The 15,480-nt window shown below is 46.2% G+C and carries 14 protein-coding genes; 9 read left to right on the top strand and 5 right to left on the bottom strand.

Annotation, left to right across the window (positions count from 1 at the left end; translation table 11 throughout):
* Nucleotides 1-12 precede the first annotated feature (12 nt).
* Complete coding sequence (locus AC27KT_RS16310; protein WP_487131716.1) at nt 13-1,371, bottom strand: ATP-binding protein; 1,359 nt, start codon at nt 1,369-1,371, stop codon at nt 13-15.
* A complete protein-coding gene (locus tag AC27KT_RS16305; protein WP_487131714.1) occupies nt 1,371-2,114 on the bottom strand; it encodes a response regulator in 744 nt (247 codons plus the stop codon). Before AC27KT_RS16305 ends, AC27KT_RS16310 begins: the two co-directional genes overlap by 1 nt.
* A 211-nt stretch (nt 2,115-2,325) precedes the next feature.
* On the opposite strand from AC27KT_RS16305, the gene AC27KT_RS16300 reads away from it, so the two are divergent.
* Complete coding sequence (locus AC27KT_RS16300) at nt 2,326-3,156, top strand: Spy/CpxP family protein refolding chaperone (RefSeq protein ID WP_487131712.1); 831 nt, start codon at nt 2,326-2,328, stop codon at nt 3,154-3,156.
* An 87-nt stretch (nt 3,157-3,243) separates the two neighbouring features.
* Here AC27KT_RS16300 and AC27KT_RS16295 read toward each other — a convergent pair whose 3' ends face one another.
* Nucleotides 3,244-3,654, bottom strand: coding sequence for a methylglyoxal synthase (locus AC27KT_RS16295; RefSeq protein WP_198817002.1), 411 nt, complete (start codon nt 3,652-3,654; stop codon nt 3,244-3,246).
* Nucleotides 3,655-4,307: 653 nt separating this feature from the next.
* Here AC27KT_RS16295 and argC point away from each other — a divergent pair.
* From argC to AC27KT_RS16260, 7 genes are all read left to right on the top strand, one after another.
* The gene (gene argC / locus AC27KT_RS16290; RefSeq protein ID WP_487131709.1) at nt 4,308-5,321 is read left to right on the top strand and encodes an N-acetyl-gamma-glutamyl-phosphate reductase; all 1,014 of its coding nucleotides are present in this window, start codon (nt 4,308-4,310) and stop codon (nt 5,319-5,321) included.
* The gene (gene argB, locus AC27KT_RS16285) at nt 5,318-6,163 is read left to right on the top strand and encodes an acetylglutamate kinase (RefSeq protein WP_487131707.1); all 846 of its coding nucleotides are present in this window, start codon (nt 5,318-5,320) and stop codon (nt 6,161-6,163) included. Before argC ends, argB begins: the two co-directional genes overlap by 4 nt.
* Complete coding sequence (locus AC27KT_RS16280; protein WP_487131705.1) at nt 6,160-7,071, top strand: ornithine carbamoyltransferase; 912 nt, start codon at nt 6,160-6,162, stop codon at nt 7,069-7,071. The genes argB and AC27KT_RS16280 overlap by 4 nt, the downstream gene beginning before the upstream one ends.
* 37 nt (nt 7,072-7,108) lie before the next feature.
* Nucleotides 7,109-8,320, top strand: a complete 1,212-nt coding sequence (locus AC27KT_RS16275) for an argininosuccinate synthase (RefSeq protein ID WP_487131703.1) — start codon at nt 7,109-7,111, stop codon at nt 8,318-8,320.
* Nucleotides 8,321-8,373: 53 nt separating this feature from the next.
* Nucleotides 8,374-9,756, top strand: coding sequence for an argininosuccinate lyase (gene argH / locus AC27KT_RS16270; protein WP_487131701.1), 1,383 nt, complete (start codon nt 8,374-8,376; stop codon nt 9,754-9,756).
* Between the two features lie 18 nt (nt 9,757-9,774).
* Nucleotides 9,775-11,085 carry an amino-acid N-acetyltransferase gene (gene argA, locus AC27KT_RS16265; RefSeq protein ID WP_487131699.1) on the top strand — a complete coding sequence of 437 codons (1,311 nt, stop codon included), beginning with the start codon at nt 9,775-9,777 and terminating at the stop codon, nt 11,083-11,085.
* 173 nt (nt 11,086-11,258) lie between these two features.
* The gene (locus AC27KT_RS16260; RefSeq protein ID WP_487131697.1) at nt 11,259-12,155 is read left to right on the top strand and encodes an alpha/beta hydrolase family protein; all 897 of its coding nucleotides are present in this window, start codon (nt 11,259-11,261) and stop codon (nt 12,153-12,155) included.
* A gap of 65 nt (nt 12,156-12,220) precedes the next feature.
* Here the strand turns inward: AC27KT_RS16260 and AC27KT_RS16255 are convergent, their stop codons facing one another.
* Complete coding sequence (locus AC27KT_RS16255) at nt 12,221-13,333, bottom strand: DUF2855 family protein (RefSeq protein ID WP_487131695.1); 1,113 nt, start codon at nt 13,331-13,333, stop codon at nt 12,221-12,223.
* A 16-nt stretch (nt 13,334-13,349) separates the two neighbouring features.
* On the bottom strand, nt 13,350-14,765 hold the full coding sequence (locus AC27KT_RS16250; protein ID WP_487131693.1) for an NAD(P)-binding protein: 1,416 nt from the start codon (nt 14,763-14,765) through the stop codon (nt 13,350-13,352).
* 124 nt (nt 14,766-14,889) lie between these two features.
* On the opposite strand from AC27KT_RS16250, the gene AC27KT_RS16245 reads away from it, so the two are divergent.
* Nucleotides 14,890-15,468 carry a TetR/AcrR family transcriptional regulator gene (locus AC27KT_RS16245; RefSeq protein ID WP_039219244.1) on the top strand — a complete coding sequence of 193 codons (579 nt, stop codon included), beginning with the start codon at nt 14,890-14,892 and terminating at the stop codon, nt 15,466-15,468.
* Nucleotides 15,469-15,480 lie beyond the last annotated feature (12 nt).

Below are 15,480 nucleotides of genomic sequence, written 5' to 3'. Positions count from 1 at the left end.
TCGTCAAAGTTACTACTTTGGAAACGACAGGGTTACTCGCAGTCCACCGCGCTTAACAGGTTCAGCTATAATTCGCCCATGATGCAACTCAACCGCTGCTTTTGCAATGGATAAACCTAGTCCAACGCCTCCTGACTCTCGCTCTCTTGCAAGGGTAGCCCGATAAAACGGCGAAAATATACGTTCACATTCCTCTACCGTCAGCCCCTCACCGTCATCGGTAATATGAATGCTCCATTGCTCATCGTCTTCACTAAACGAAATATGCGTTAAAAAGCTGCTGTGACGAATGGCGTTGCGCAGAACATTTTCCACAGCGCGACAGAGCATCATACTGTCGATGACAACGCTTTTTTTAGGTATATCATCAATTTTTAACTGTTTGTTTTTATTTGCTGCTTCAAAATTCGCATCGGTAAGAACATCGTTAAGCACTAACGATAACATCTGTTTTTCCACCGTTGCTTGGCCAGCCTCGGCACGACTTAATGTTAGCAACTGACTTACCAGCGCTTCCATACGGTCAGCTTCTCGCTCTACCCGAGCTAAAGTCTCAGGGTCTACGTTTTGTTGATAGGCAAGACCAAGCGCCATTTGCAGCCGTGCGAGCGGTGAGCGAAGTTCATGTGACACATCGGCTAATAAGCGCTTTTGCGCCCCCCACATAGACTCTAACTGCTCAGCCATTTTATTAAAGTCGCGCGAAAGTTGCCCTAACTCGTCATGACGTTTAGCCGCTCGCCCCACCCGCGCCTGCCAATCGCCACTTGCTATGCGTTTCGCTGAGCTTTGGATACGCAAGATAGGGTTAGTCAGTGATTTCGCAAACAACCAGCTCAATAGTATGGTGGTGATCAACGCAATACTAAGAAACAGTAAAACCGGTGGCGCTTGCTTTTCAGGCATTTCCAATCTAACCGTAAAAAGCGCAAATCGGGTGCCGTTGCGCTCAAAGAAAACCGGCCCCAAGATTTTAAATGCCCCCCGCTTTACCGCAATGGGTGATGTTTGGTTGACCAGTCGAAGTAAGTCTTCTTTATCATTTTCACGAAGCGGAGGGCCCCCACCCGAAATAAGGCGGTTATCACTCATGTCGACAGCAACCATTCGACCTCTCCCTCCCCGAGAAAAGCGGTCAAGAGGCCCGTGCAGCGGTGCATTTTGGAAGCGACTGTTTTGCAAATGTTCCACTACCTGGTTTAGATCAGCAATTTCTCGCGGCTGTATTGCTACAATTTCCAAGTCTTCAAAAAATAATCGGCTGCCCCAAATAGCCAATAAGGCGGTGACAATAAATGTAGCCCAAAACCAAAGGAACAAGCGGCCCATGATGGCCCGCGTAGGGCTTATACTGCGTAACAGTTTTACCATCAATGACTTCCAACAATTAACATATACCCTACACCTCGAATGGTCTTAATCTTTTCATCTACTACAACAGCACCTATTTTTTTACGCAGGTTACTTACGTGCATATCTATACTTCTATCGAAAGCTTGTAGAGGCTTGCCCAAAATTTTTAAGCTTATTTCTTCTTTCGTTACTCGCTGAGCAGCATTAAGCATCAACAGGCGCAAAATTAAAAATTCCGTAGTTGTGAGTGTTAGCTCTACATCGTCCACTTTTGCCAGCTGGCTGCTTGGGCTTAAAAAGATGCCGTTCACAAACAAATCTTGCTCAACGGCTCCACCGGTTGATGACAAATTGTGACGGCGAACGATAGCTTTTATTCGTGCTACCAGTTCCCGGTGATTAAAAGGCTTAGGCAAATAGTCATCAGCCCCCATCTCAAGACCCAAAATACGGTCATAGTCGTCTCCTCTTGCTGTAAGCATAAGTACTGGCGTGCTGTGGCTTGCCCGAAGCTTTTTCAATACGTCAAACCCATCCATTTTCGGCATCATGACATCAAGCAGTATTAAGTCGTAGTGACGCCCTGAAACCGCTTCAGATAAACCGTCTTCACCATCGTTACGCACTTGCACCTGATACCCCATACCCGATAGGTACGTGGAAAGCATTTCTGTCAGCTCTAGGTCATCATCAATAACAAGGATAGACTGCAAGTGAAAATCTGAATTCATGGTATTAAACTCTTTAACTGCTAGATTCATGAAAATGCCTGTAAATTGGATAAAACTCAACCGACGCATTCGGTGTGACTCGCCTCAAGCCGACAAACAACACTGACAAAACGCGTACTATATCTTTTCAGACCTTTACAATCTCAGATCGGCATTACCTTTACATAAGCTTTACACTGCATTGACTGCTTTTTTAGCCGCGCACGCTACGATTAGCCTGTCCTAATAAAAGGAGACGACAATGAAAATGTTATTAATTGCTAGTGTTGCAGTAGCAGCGATTGGCTTAGGTGACCTTGCATTGGCGCAGCCACCAGAACCAGGTATGCGTCACCACGAACCGTTTAAAGAAATTGTTAAACATCTTCGCGGCATCAGCTTGAGCGATGTACAACGCGAAGAAATAAAAACACTGGTAAGCGCATTTAAAGACGCTAACCCTCGGCCTTTATTTGGTAACATCGAAAAGCATACTTTTGACTTTGCTACCGCAACTGAAGCCCAGATAAACGCGTTTATTCAAACACAGATTGAAGAGCGCGAAGCCAGACATTTCGCTTTTGCTCAACTACGTCACGACATATACAAGGTGCTGGATGAAGAGCAGCAAGCAACTCTCTTAGCGCGTGACGCCAAGAGAGAATTAAATAAACAAAAATATCGTGATGATTTCGTAAAACAAGAAGCCCGTTTTGCTAAACGAATGGATGTTGAGGTGAGAGGCCCTAAACGCAAGCCTAAAGACTTTTTCTTTGAAGGCATAGAATTAAGCGACGCACAAATAGCAAGCCTTGCTGAGCTTCGCGAGTCGTTTAAAGAGACATCGAAAACAAATAGAGAGATGCTAGGCAATTTTAGAAACGCCCAGCGCGATTTGGTTCGCAGCCAGTCTTTCTCTGAAGACGCTTGGGACGCGCTTATCGCTCAATATAAAGATGGCCTTGTTAATGCCGGCGTGGAAAAAGCTAAACAGCATCAGGCCATGTTTCAAGTACTAACATCTGAGCAGCAAGCGCGAATAAAAGCCCTTCGAGAAGAAGAACGAAAGCTGCATGAGCTATTTAAGCCTTAATGCGTAGCGCTTCTCACCCATCTTACCCAACGCAAAGAGTGCTGGTTTCGGCCAGCCTTTTTTATGGCTGGTTACTAGTTATGTTTTCTAGAAGTTCGGTTTAACTGGCTTGTAATCAGGCGATAAGAAAAGCGGTGACGTAATTACCAAATCTGCCGTGGCTGGCGTACAGGCTACAGGTACATTCCATACTGAACACAACCGCAATAGCGCTTTTACATCGGGGTCGTGGGGCGCAGGATTCAATGGGTCCCAAAAGAAGAATAGCGCGTCTAGCTTGTTTTCTGCGATCAATGCGCCTATTTGCTGATCCCCGCCAAGTGGGCCACTTTTATAACGTGTAACGTCTAACCCTGTTTCGCTGGCAATTAAACCACCTGTGGTTCCTGTCCCTACCAAATCACACTGCTTTAGCACGTCAATATGCTGTTTAACCCATGCCAGTAATTCGGGCTTCTTATGGTCGTGCGCCACCAGCGCTAAAGTAAGTTTGCTCATTTTATTTTCCGAGTTTAATCCCAACAACCTATTTTTACAGTCTTCAGCTTAGGGCTGTAGCGACCTATCATTTACGACTGGCTAATTTTATACGCCGATTGTGTTTTGCGACTAGGGCCTGTTTTTTTGCAAAAACTAACTTAATTCTTAGCCTATTAAGCATCAACGCTACCATAAATAAGTACTTCTACTGTATATCTGGAGCCAAATATAAATATTCAGTTCTATTGCGCTTATTGTCAACTTACTGTCACAACTATAAACATATCATTAACTGCTCTTTTTACTGCCTAAGCTGCACAAAAAGCAATAAAAATATTTATACATTTTTATTGCATAAAAATTCAGATTGGATACAATTATCTACGGTTAAGGCATCCAACCCTAAAATTTGGGTTGTAACATGATAGGAATTGATGATGACACAACCAACTCGCGTTGTTGGTTCAACCACTAGCAACGACAAAGAGTTTACCTCTCCCCTGGCTGGCTACACCTTGCATAGCGCACGACGATGCGTGTGCACATCTATGCTTATTCGGTAGCACACTTTTTACCTTTGTAATGTGGTCGCGGTTAGGCAAGGATTTACGCCCAACCAGTTTACAAAGGTAAAAAGTGATTTTTTTCTCCTTTTATTGAATTTTTAAATTATGTATAGCGTTTCAATTATCGGTGCCAGTGGTTACACAGGGGCACAACTTGTTCAGTTGGTTATTCAACACCCTAAACTAGTTTTAGCAGGTACTTACGTCTCACAGAATAGTAGCGATGCGGGAAAAGGTATTGCAGAACTTCACGGCAATTTAGCTCACGTAGACGCTACGCTTATACCTATATCAGACGCAGCGCTAGAAGAGATGGCTAATGGCGTCGATTTTATTTTTCTTGCCACACCTCACGAAGCAAGCCACGACTGGATGCCTATCTTGTCCTCAGGCAAAGCCAAAGTACTCGATTTATCAGGTGCCTTCAGACTTAAAGATACCGACGTTTTTGAACAGTTCTACGGCTTCCCCCATACGCAAAAGCAAAGCCTAGCCCAAGCTGTTTACGGCCTTGCCGAATGGCATGAAGCGAAAATTGCCAGTGCTGACGTGATTGCTGTGCCTGGTTGCTACCCCACTGCGAGTCTTAGCGCACTTAAACCACTTGCTCAAAACAATTTGCTTGATGAAAGCGTACGCCCTGTTATCAATGCCGTTTCGGGTGTTTCCGGTGCTGGTAGAAAAGCTAGCCTAACCACCAGCTACTTTGAAGTGAGCCTTCAGGCATACGGCGTGTTAGGTCATCGTCATACCCCTGAAATTGAAGCCTACTTGGGAACGCCTGTTATCTTTACGCCGCACTTGGGTAATTTTAAGCGTGGGATATTGGCCACAGTGACCGTTAAGGTAAAAGCTGGTACCACCAGCGCGCAACTTGAACAAGCGTACACTGACGCCTATGCTGATAAACCTATTGTGCGTTTACGCACCAGTTTTCCAAAAATTGACGACGTTGCTTATACCCCATTTGTTGATCTTCACTGGAAGCTAGACGAAGCATCTGGGTATGCGGTGGTTACCGCTGCTATAGACAACGTTATGAAAGGCGCAGCTTCTCAGGCTATTCAATGCCTTAACATAATGACGAAACAACCAGTAGAAACAGGGTTAGTACTATGAGTGTTTCACCAATTGTAATTAAAGTTGGCGGTGCATTACTTGATGATGCGGCGGCAATGACTCGCTTATTTCTAAGCGTAAAAGACGTTCAAGCAACACGCCCGGTTGTGGTAGTACATGGGGGCGGCCCCTTAGTGGAAACACTGATGGCGAGCCTTGGCCTTCAAAGCACAAAAATTGATGGTCTACGTGTTACGCCCGACGATCACATGCCTTATATCTGCGGTGCGCTAGCGGGCTCTGCTAATAAACAGCTTTGCGCTGCGGCGCTTGCTGCTGGTATTACTCCAGTTGGCTTATCGTTACTAGACGGCAATATGGTGGTGTGTGAGCCACTGGCAGACCAGTATGGCGCCGTTGGCGTGCCATCAACGGCAGACGCTTCGTTTTTAAAAAACGTTTTGGCGCAGTCAACCCTTCCTGTCATTAGCTCAATTGGCTCAAGCCCACAAGGTCGACTGCTGAATGTCAATGCCGACCAAGCGGCTACGGTCATCGCCGAACTTCTTAATGCTGAGCTTTTACTTCTTTCCAATGTTGACGGTGTACTTGACGGTAACAAATTGCTAATTAGCGAACTTAACGCTGCAAGCATATCGAAGTACGCAGATGAAGGCGTGATCACTGACGGAATGAAAGTGAAAGTAGATGCGGCACTAGCGTCTGCAGAGAATTTAGGCCGCGCGGTTTATATCGCGAGCTGGGCTGCCGACATCAACGACATTTTAAATAAAAAAACGGGTACACAAATTCTGCCCGCAGCGCTGACAAATACACCGTCAACAAACGCTGATTTACCCCATACCGACTTTACAAAAGGCAATGCCGGAGAAGTACAATGAAACAGGACCTACTCACCTTTGCAGACTGGACACCCGACGCAATGAAAAACTTGCTGCAATTGGCTGTAGAAATTAAACAAGCCCCAGCAAGTTACAGCAACGTGCTAGCGGGGAAATCAATTGTTGCCCTGTTTGAAAAGCCGTCATTGCGAACTCGCGTAAGCTTCGATATTGGTATTAACAAGCTTGGCGGCCACATGGTGTATTTAGATGTGCAGTCGGGCAAATTAGCCGGCCGTGAAGACGCAGTAGACACCGCCGCTAACCTTGCATGCTGGGCTGACGCCATAGTCGCTCGTGTATTTTCTCACGAGACACTAGAAACCTTTTCTAAGGCTGCAAACGTGCCTGTTATCAATGCATTGTGCGATAAGTACCACCCGTGCCAAGGCCTTGCTGATTACCTCACTATGTTTGAACGCTTCGGCAAAACCGAAGGTCTTACCATGGCTTATGTGGGCGACGGCAACAATGTAACTCACTCACTATTAATTGTTGGTGCGCTTTTAGGATGCAACCAAGTTGTAGTCACGCCAGAGGGGCACGAAGCGTCACCTGAAATTGTGGCGCAAGCCAAAGCAATTGCCGAGAAAACGGGTGTATCGATTGTTGAAAGCACAGAGCTTAGTGCTGCTAACGGTGCAGACGTTATCTATGCAGATACATGGCTTTCAATGGGTGACGAGACGCCACTTGAAGTGATCAAAGAAAAGTTCATGCCTTATCAGGTGAACGAAGCGTTGATGGAAGCAACCGGTGCTAGCTACGTTATGCACTGCCAACCTGCCCATCGCGATTTAGAAATTACGGGCTCGTTGATTGATAGCGATAAATCGCTATTGATGCAGCAAGCCGAAAATAGAATGCATGGCCAAAACGCCATTCTTACTCAATTACTTAACGCTTAAAAAGACGCCTAAAAAGACGCTTAGAAGGATTATTTAGATGCAAAACGTTAAAAAAATCGTGCTGGCCTATTCAGGCGGGCTTGATACATCAGCCATCATTCCATGGCTTAAAGAAAACTATGGCTGTGAAGTTGTCGCGTTTGCAGCAGATGTGGGTCAAGGTGATGAAGAACTAGAAGGTCTTCATGAAAAAGCTATCGCATCTGGCGCAAGCGAATGCCACATTGTTGATTTGAAAGAAGAGTTCGTAAGCGAATATATCTTCCCAACTATCACTACCGGTGCGGTTTACGAAGGTGAATATCTACTGGGTACGTCAATGGCACGTCCGGTTATCGCCAAAGCGCAAGTAGAGATTGCCCGTAAAGTAGGTGCCGACGCCCTATGCCACGGCTGTACGGGTAAAGGTAACGACCAGGTACGCTTTGAAAGTACCTTTGCTGCTCTAGCCCCAGACCTTACGGTAATCGCGCCATGGCGTGAGTGGGACATGGTAAGCCGTGAAGACTTATTGGCTTATCTAGCAGAGCGCAATATTCCAACCACGGCGTCAGCAACAAAAATTTACAGCCGCGATGCAAACGCATGGCACATTTCACACGAAGGTGGCGAGCTTGAAGATCCATGGCAAGAGCCTACCAAGCAAGTGTGGACCATGACCGTTGACCCTGAAGATGCACCAGACACACCTGAGCGCGTAACCCTGTCGTTCAACGAAGGTAAACTGACCCACGTTGATGGTGAAGCACTCTCGCCTTATCAAGCGCTAGTTAAACTTAATACTGTTGCTGCGGCACACGGTGTTGGACGTATCGACATTGTAGAAAACCGCCTTGTAGGTATGAAGTCTCGTGGCTGTTATGAAACGCCAGGAGGCACCGTACTGCTTAAAGCGTACAAAGCACTGGAAACTATGGTGCTAGATAAAGCTGCGCTTAAATACCGTGAGCAGATTGGTCTTGAGTTCTCACACGTGATGTACGACGGCCGTTGGTTCACCGCCCTTAACGATGCCCTATTAGCAGGTGCAGCTTCTTTTGCGAAGAAAGTAACAGGCGATATCGTGGTTAAGCTATACAAAGGCCAAGCTACGGCTACCCAGCGTCAATCGCCGAACAGCCTTTACTCTGAAGACTTTGCCACCTTTGGTGCTGACGATGTTTACGACCAGAAGCACGCTGAAGGCTTTATCCGCCTGTTCAGCCTTTCAAGTCGTATCGAAGCACTGAAAAAACAAGGTGAACAATAAGCTTTACCTACAATAGTAAAGCTCAAGTCAGAACAGCATTTAAGGAGCATCACATGGCGTTGTGGGGTGGCCGGTTTGAATCCGGTGCAAGTAGTATGTTTAAACAGGTTAACGACTCGCTGCCGTTTGACCAAGTTATGGCAAGCCAAGATATTCAAGGCTCTATCAGCTGGTCTCGTGCGCTGCAAAAAGCAGGCGTATTGACCGTTGACGAACAAGCCCAGCTTGAGTCAGCACTGAGCGAGTTAAAAGCGAAAGCTGATGCAGGTGAATTAGACTTTAACGCATCTAGCGAAGAAGACATTCACAGCTTTGTTGAAGCTGCGCTTATAGAGAAGCTTGGCGACATTGGTCGTAAGCTTCATACCGGGCGTAGCCGAAACGATCAGGTTGCCACCGACTTTCGCTTGTGGGTACGTGAACATATTGCCTCACTTCGCGCTGATGTTTTAGGTGTGATCAAATCGCTTCTGAATGCCGCTAGCCGTCATCAAGAAGCGATCATCCCAGGTTACACCCACTTACAGCGTGCACAGCCTATTCACTTTGCACATTGGTGCTTGGCTTACGTTGAAATGCTAAAGCGTGACTTAAGTCGTTTAGACGACTTGAAAGTCCGTATGAACCAGTGCCCCTTAGGCTCTGGCGCATTGGCAGGCACGACTTTCCCTGTAGACCGTCATGCCATTGCTGAAGAACTGGGCTTTGACTCTCCATGCCTTAACAGCCTAGACGCTGTGTCGGACAGAGACTTTGTGCTAGAGCTTTTATTTGTAGCCAGCACCAGCATGATGCACTTGTCACGTCTTGCCGAAGACATGATTTTTTATAACTCTGGCGAAGCAGGATTCTTACAGCTTGGCGATAGCGTAACCTCTGGTTCATCGCTTATGCCGCAGAAGAAAAACCCAGACGCGCTAGAACTAATGCGCGGTAAATGTGGCCGTGTGTTTGGCTCATTGCAGGCCCTGCTAGTTACCATGAAAGGCCTTCCACTTGCGTATAACAAAGACATGCAAGAAGACAAAGAAGGCGCTATCGACACCGTAAACCAGTGGCACATTTGTTTGTGCATTGCCAGCGAAGTGCTTGACTCGCTGCAGTTAAACGAAGAACGCTGTCGTGTTGCAGCAGCGCAAGGGTTCTCTAACGCCACTGAGCTTGCCGATTATCTGGTAGGAAAAGGTGTACCGTTTAGAACAGGTCACGATATTGCCGGGCGTGTTGTGCTTCAAGCCATCGACAAAGGCTGCGCCATTGAAGATTTACCACTAAGCGACATGCAGGCTATTTGCGATAAAATTGAAGACGACGTATACCCGGTACTACAGCTAGAGTACGGCGTGAATCAACGCAATATCTTGGGTGGCACCAGCAAAGAAACCGTGACGAAAGCACTGTATCAAGAGCTGGAAGACTTGGATAAGCAAGGGTAGCGACAAGGAACTGCTTAGATGGTATTAGCGCATCATGACGGCATAAAACTGTTTCGCAGTTCACTGCCCTATATTAATGCTCACCAGGGAAAGACGTTCGTTTTGATGTTCGGTGGCGAAGCCATCGAACATCCTAATTTCCCCAATATTATTCACGACATTGCCCTGCTTAATAGCTTGGGCGTGCGCGTGGTCGTAGTGCACGGTGCCCGCCCGCAGATTGATCAGCGCGTAGCCCTTCGCAACATCGAAGGACGCTTTGAAAGCGGTGTACGCATTACCGACAAACAAACCCTTGAGTGCGTTAAAGATGCCGCCGGCTCGGTACGCTCTCAGGTAGAAGCCCTACTGACTATGGGGCTACCAAACTCACCTATGCACGGCTCGCAAATACGCGTGTGCTCTGGCAACTTGGTCGTTGCCAAGCCAATGGGCGTGCGAGGCGGCGTTGATTTTGAAAACACCGGGTTAGTGCGTCGTATTGATACCACCGGCATTAACGATCATTTAAACGATGGCTCAATTGTACTGCTATCGCCCATGGGCTATTCATCAACGGGAGAAGTGTTTAACTTGTCTCACGAAGATGTAGCCACGCAGGCGGCTATTGCACTTAAAGCTGACAAACTTATCGTATTTTCGAACTTTGATGGCGTATATAACCGCGAAGGTCGTTTACTTCGCACCATTGAACGCCCTCAGTTAGAACAGTTGATGATGGCAGGCGACATTACCACCGAAGATACGGTGTTAAGCGCTCTTACCACTAGTGTTGCTGCCGGTGTGCCCCGTGCTCACTGCATCAGTTTTGAAAAAGACGGTGCCTTACTTCAAGAATTGTTCACCCGCGACGGAACGGGCTCACTGGTTATGGAGCACCATTACGAACAGTTACGTGCAGCGACCATCGAAGATGTGGGCGGTATCTTAAAGCTAATAAAACCGCTAGAAGAAAGCGGCGTGTTAGTGAAACGCTCTCGTGAACGTTTAGAAAGCGAAATTAACCAGTTTATTGTGATAGTGCGTGACGGCATGATCATCGCCTGCGCTGCCTTGTATCTATACCCCGAAGACGGTTGTGCCGAATTAGCTTGTGTGGCGACCCACCAAGATTATCGCGGTAAAAATCGTGGCGAAAGGATTTTAGATGAAGTGCGCGCCAGGGCTAAAGAAGCCGGCATTAACAGTATTTTTGTACTGACCACAGTTACCGCACACTGGTTTTTGGAGCAAGGATTTGAACCCGCAGACATTAGTGCGTTACCTGCCGTAAAGAAAGAGCTATATAACTTCCAGCGCAATTCTAAGGTATTTACCTTGGCGGTGTAGCAAATCTCTCGTTTTAGCGCGAATGCTATGGCTTACCATCCCAGCTAAGCAATAGCATTTGCGCGTCACTTATCACTCAGCACTAACTATCAACAAAATTAATAGTCAGGATATTGCATTTTATTGGTGCAGAAGGTTTACTGGTTTGACCAGATGAGTTTTCGAGATCTCCAATGTCGAGCAAAATAAAGCAACACGACACCCTAAAAAGTACGAGTGTTAAAGATATCACTGTTACTTGTGCTGATAGTACACCGCTTGCCGCTTCCCTTTACTCTCCTGTCTGCCCTGCTAAAGCAGCAGTCATGATTGGTCCAGCGACAGGTATTAAACGCCAATTCTACAGCGCATTTGCCGCTTACTTGAGTGAGCAAGGGTTTGGCGTTATCACGTTCGATAACCGTGGCATTGGTGGGTCGGTAAAGGACAGCGTTAAACAAAGTGACGCATCACTCGTAACCTGGGGCGAGCAAGATATGCCAGCGGTGCTCGAGACACTAAAGATTCACTTCCCTAATGTGCCCTATTTTCTTGTTGGTCATAGTGCGGGAGGTCAGCTATTGGGGTTGATGTATAACGTACACGACCTCACTGCTTTTTGTAATTTTGGTAGTTCATCAGGTAGCCTCAGAAACATGCGTAAAAGCTATCTGCTTAAAGCGCATTTCTTTATGAATTTCTATATTCCCGTGAGTAATTTATTGTTTGGCCATACTAAGTCTCAGTGGGTAGGCATGGGCGAACCACTACCTAAAAAAGTGGCGCGCCAATGGCAGAAATGGTGTAACGGTAAAGGCTACGTAAAAACAGGCTTTGGCAGTGATATTAACCAGCATCACTACGATACCATTCAAATTCCTTCTAAGTGGTTACTCGCCAACGACGACGACATTGCTAATATTCAGAACGTTCACGACATGATCGGCGTTTTCCCCAACATGGAAGCGCAAGTGGAAGAACTCGACCCCCAGGCTCATAACGTCAAAGAAATCGGTCACATGAAGTTTTTCTCACGGAAGTGTCAGCATCTATGGCCTAAAGTCACCGATTACTTTAATCAATACGTGTGATATTACCTTCGAACGAGCGCTTATATCAAAGCGCTCGAACTCGATACGGGTGCTCTGGTTACGCGCTAAGTAAGTGTGTATATTCTTCCTTCATTTGAAGGAATGTGACCTTGTTGATGTTCGCTAAAGTCATCTTTTAGCGCGCTTAACCCTTCACGCTCTTTAACGTTTAACCAACCGGCGCTCCACGCAATGGCTTTTGATACAAACCCGCTACTTAACTTCTGATACTCAGCAGCCCCAATCTCAGACATACGCTGCTGTATATGAGCAGGAGCAAAGAAGAACTCCTCATCGCTTGACGGCTTAATGTCCTGCCAGTGAGTAAGCCCTACGCTGATGTATCTTGTTAGGTGTTCACCAAGTCTATGTTTGATTGATGCTTTGACCTGAGCATTACCTGACATGTCGACCACAACGGTGCTTTTCAGTTGCAACATGTCCAGCTGTTCATAGCTAATAACAGCGCTGTAAACATCTAACCCTTTGAGGGGTGCGACACGCTTATCTGACGTGACGCCTACCGCGCTAATACCAGCTTCTTTTAACGCAAAAGCAAGCCCTAAACTGGTTTTGCTTGAAGCACTTAGCACCAGCAACTGTTCTCGCGCTGAAGCGGGTATGGATTCGACTACTTCCGACAAACAAAAGGACGTTGCATAAAGCGGCCACAACAACATCTGAAAGTTTTCTTGTTCGTGCTGCTTTGCGTTAACTTCAGCGTTAGCATCGGCCGCTAGTGAAGGAAGCGGTCGGTAGACATTATACCCTTGGGGCAACTTCAAACGATGAGGGCTACAGTCTATTAAATTGTTGTTTGTTACCGTTGTGTTGGCCATAATCAGATACTCAGCGGGCGGGAAATAGCCTAAAAAACGACTGCCAACTTCTACCGAATCATTACTAGAGCTTATTACCTGGCCCACACCCCATACTGGAATAACACCCCAATTTTCATTAATGCTGGTGTTAATCGGTGGAAAAAACTGCCAATAACCAAGCCTGTCACCCGCCATATAGTAGGTCAGGTTATTGGCAGTAAACGCGAACCTTTCAATTTTGATCACTAGGCTTTTTGTGTTTTCAGTACCTTCTATTTGCGCGTTATCGGGGCTACCTTCTGCTTGCATTATTCGAAAGCAGTTTGGGTTCGTTTTGTCTATTTGAAACTGTTTCATCGTTATTTTTAACCTATTAAAGTTGTCCGCTCGCTTTTAAGCCCTGTATGTAAGTCATCAGCTTTTGCATGGCCGGCGCCGCTGCTTCTTTCAATCGCCCCAACACCTGCATTTTTTGCATATCGTCTTTTGCCACGCCGTGTACTATTTTTGAAAAGCCATCTAACCGACAGTGGTAGATCCACGCTTTAAGCGCTGGGTCTTCACCCCAAATTTGCATATTTCGTAACATGGCTGCGGTCATTGGCAACCAGTCGACATCGCGATTAGGCAGCGGAACCACTTGTGTCAGCATTTGCTTTTGTCGTTCATCGCTGTAAGCAGCCTCAACGTGGGCAATAAGTGCAGCACTAAAAACAGGTTGATAGGCGCGCACTGTTTGAGGAGTGATGGTGTCGCCATTGAACACCGCTTTCATCTCTAGGTTAGTCAGTGCAGAAGCTGAGCAGTCAATAACCAAGGCGTTATCTGGCATCTTCCATGTTGTGCTTTCAAAACACAGTTCTTCGCGGCTGATATGTTTAACACGACCTTGTCTAACGACAGATGGCAGCGTTTGTAAGGCGTTAAGCTCTAATTCGCTCACCGTTGCGCCGTGAAACATACTGGGTCTTACTTTCTTAACAATACGCAGTAAAACGCCCCGCTCTTCCAATTTGTCGAACATATCCTCGATGGAACTTGACGCAGCGATAGCTTCCATTTGGTTTGCTTGTGCCCCAATAGAATCAAAGAAGAAGTCATCCAAGGGCTGCGTATTTTTCCGGTTCAGTAACCATGCATCTCGCGATACTACCCAGTGGATATTATGCGGGGCGACGTGATTTTCAAGCAGCCATAGGCAGGTATCAATACCCGTTTTACCCCCACCGACAACCACATAGTTGTCAAAGCCTTTGATATTTTCAACAACGGTATTAACTGGCGTAAAGGCAACGTCGTCGTCGCGGGTAAAGCTTGGGGTATGGGTAAGCGGAATATTAGTGTTTAGATAAGTAGCATCAACAATTTTCTTATTAACCGTAACGTTATAGTGCTTGCCATTTAAGATTGAAACAAACTGCTTATTTTCTTTGTACTCGCAAAGCGGGTAATACTGCACTCGGTTTGAAGGCAAAAAGGTTTCGTTCATTACCGCATCGAAATACGCACTCACTTCTTGGCCTGAAGCTAATCCCATCAAGCCTTCGTTCAATCCTGTTTTATCAATAACGCCACGATTTAACTCTTTTGAACACACGCCATAGAAAGCTGACGGCTGGTGAAGAGTAACGAAGGGATAAGCGTAGTTCCAATGCCCTCCGGGCTTCGCATTTTTATCTACAATCAAAATGTTGGCGTTCGTTTCGTGAAGTAGTACATCAGCAAAAGCCATCCCTACCGCGCCAGCACCAACAATTAAATAATCGCAGGTTAATTGCTCAGTTTTCATATATAGTGTCCTTATGAATAACCTGCGGGCAGGCAGGTTAAGTGTTAAACCAAGAGATATAACGGCGTTATAAAACCACTTTACATAACGGTGTTATATTGCGCAACATGTAAATGATGTGTAAATGAAAAAAGATACGCGACAAAAGATCTTAGACGCTGCCTCAGCACTGTTTTTGAAAGGCGGTACAAATGCGCTTAGCGTGCGCGCCATTGCTGACGGTGCAGGTATGTCAACGATTGGCATCTATAGCCACTTTAAAGGTAAGCAGGGCATTTTAGATGCGCTTTACATTGAGGGTTTCGAATTAGTGGAGCGTGAAATGTTGGCAGCCGACGGCAATACTGCGGCAGAAAAAGTGATTAATGGCTGCGAGCGTATTTTAACGTTCTCAGAAACTCATGCAGCCCATTATCGACTAATTTTTGCTTCTAATTTGAAAGACTATACACCATCAGATGAAGCTATCGAGGCAGGTGAAAAAGCCTTTATCACGCTAACTAAGCTTACCGCTGCGTTAATTAAAAAAGATCTGTCTGTTGAAGAAAAGCAAGATGTAGCTATGCAAGTATGGGCGCTAAATCATGGCTACATTACGTTGAACCAGCACGAAATTAGCAATCGTATTACTTGGAACAATTGGAAAGAACGCGCACTTCAAGCCATTCGTTTACACGTTTACGCCCTAGTCGCTACGCAATAATGAAAAAGAGAA

Source organism: Alteromonas sp. 5NW40-0090 (genome assembly GCF_057552975.1).
This window is presented reverse-complemented; position numbering and strand designations above follow the sequence as displayed.

What these genes read in the sequence shown, in the direction of transcription:
- AC27KT_RS16310 (WP_487131716.1), bottom strand. Translation starts at nt 1,371, where the DNA reads ATGGTAAAACTGTTACGCAGTATAAGCCCTACGCGGGCCATCATGGGC.
- AC27KT_RS16305 (WP_487131714.1), bottom strand. Translation starts at nt 2,114, where the DNA reads ATGAATCTAGCAGTTAAAGAGTTTAATACCATGAATTCAGATTTTCAC.
- AC27KT_RS16300 (WP_487131712.1), top strand. Translation starts at nt 2,326, where the DNA reads ATGAAAATGTTATTAATTGCTAGTGTTGCAGTAGCAGCGATTGGCTTA.
- AC27KT_RS16295 (WP_198817002.1), bottom strand. Translation starts at nt 3,654, where the DNA reads ATGAGCAAACTTACTTTAGCGCTGGTGGCGCACGACCATAAGAAGCCC.
- argC (WP_487131709.1), top strand. Translation starts at nt 4,308, where the DNA reads ATGTATAGCGTTTCAATTATCGGTGCCAGTGGTTACACAGGGGCACAA.
- argB (WP_487131707.1), top strand. Translation starts at nt 5,318, where the DNA reads ATGAGTGTTTCACCAATTGTAATTAAAGTTGGCGGTGCATTACTTGAT.
- AC27KT_RS16280 (WP_487131705.1), top strand. Translation starts at nt 6,160, where the DNA reads ATGAAACAGGACCTACTCACCTTTGCAGACTGGACACCCGACGCAATG.
- AC27KT_RS16275 (WP_487131703.1), top strand. Translation starts at nt 7,109, where the DNA reads ATGCAAAACGTTAAAAAAATCGTGCTGGCCTATTCAGGCGGGCTTGAT.
- argH (WP_487131701.1), top strand. Translation starts at nt 8,374, where the DNA reads ATGGCGTTGTGGGGTGGCCGGTTTGAATCCGGTGCAAGTAGTATGTTT.
- argA (WP_487131699.1), top strand. Translation starts at nt 9,775, where the DNA reads ATGGTATTAGCGCATCATGACGGCATAAAACTGTTTCGCAGTTCACTG.
- AC27KT_RS16260 (WP_487131697.1), top strand. Translation starts at nt 11,259, where the DNA reads ATGTCGAGCAAAATAAAGCAACACGACACCCTAAAAAGTACGAGTGTT.
- AC27KT_RS16255 (WP_487131695.1), bottom strand. Translation starts at nt 13,333, where the DNA reads ATGAAACAGTTTCAAATAGACAAAACGAACCCAAACTGCTTTCGAATA.
- AC27KT_RS16250 (WP_487131693.1), bottom strand. Translation starts at nt 14,765, where the DNA reads ATGAAAACTGAGCAATTAACCTGCGATTATTTAATTGTTGGTGCTGGC.
- AC27KT_RS16245 (WP_039219244.1), top strand. Translation starts at nt 14,890, where the DNA reads ATGAAAAAAGATACGCGACAAAAGATCTTAGACGCTGCCTCAGCACTG.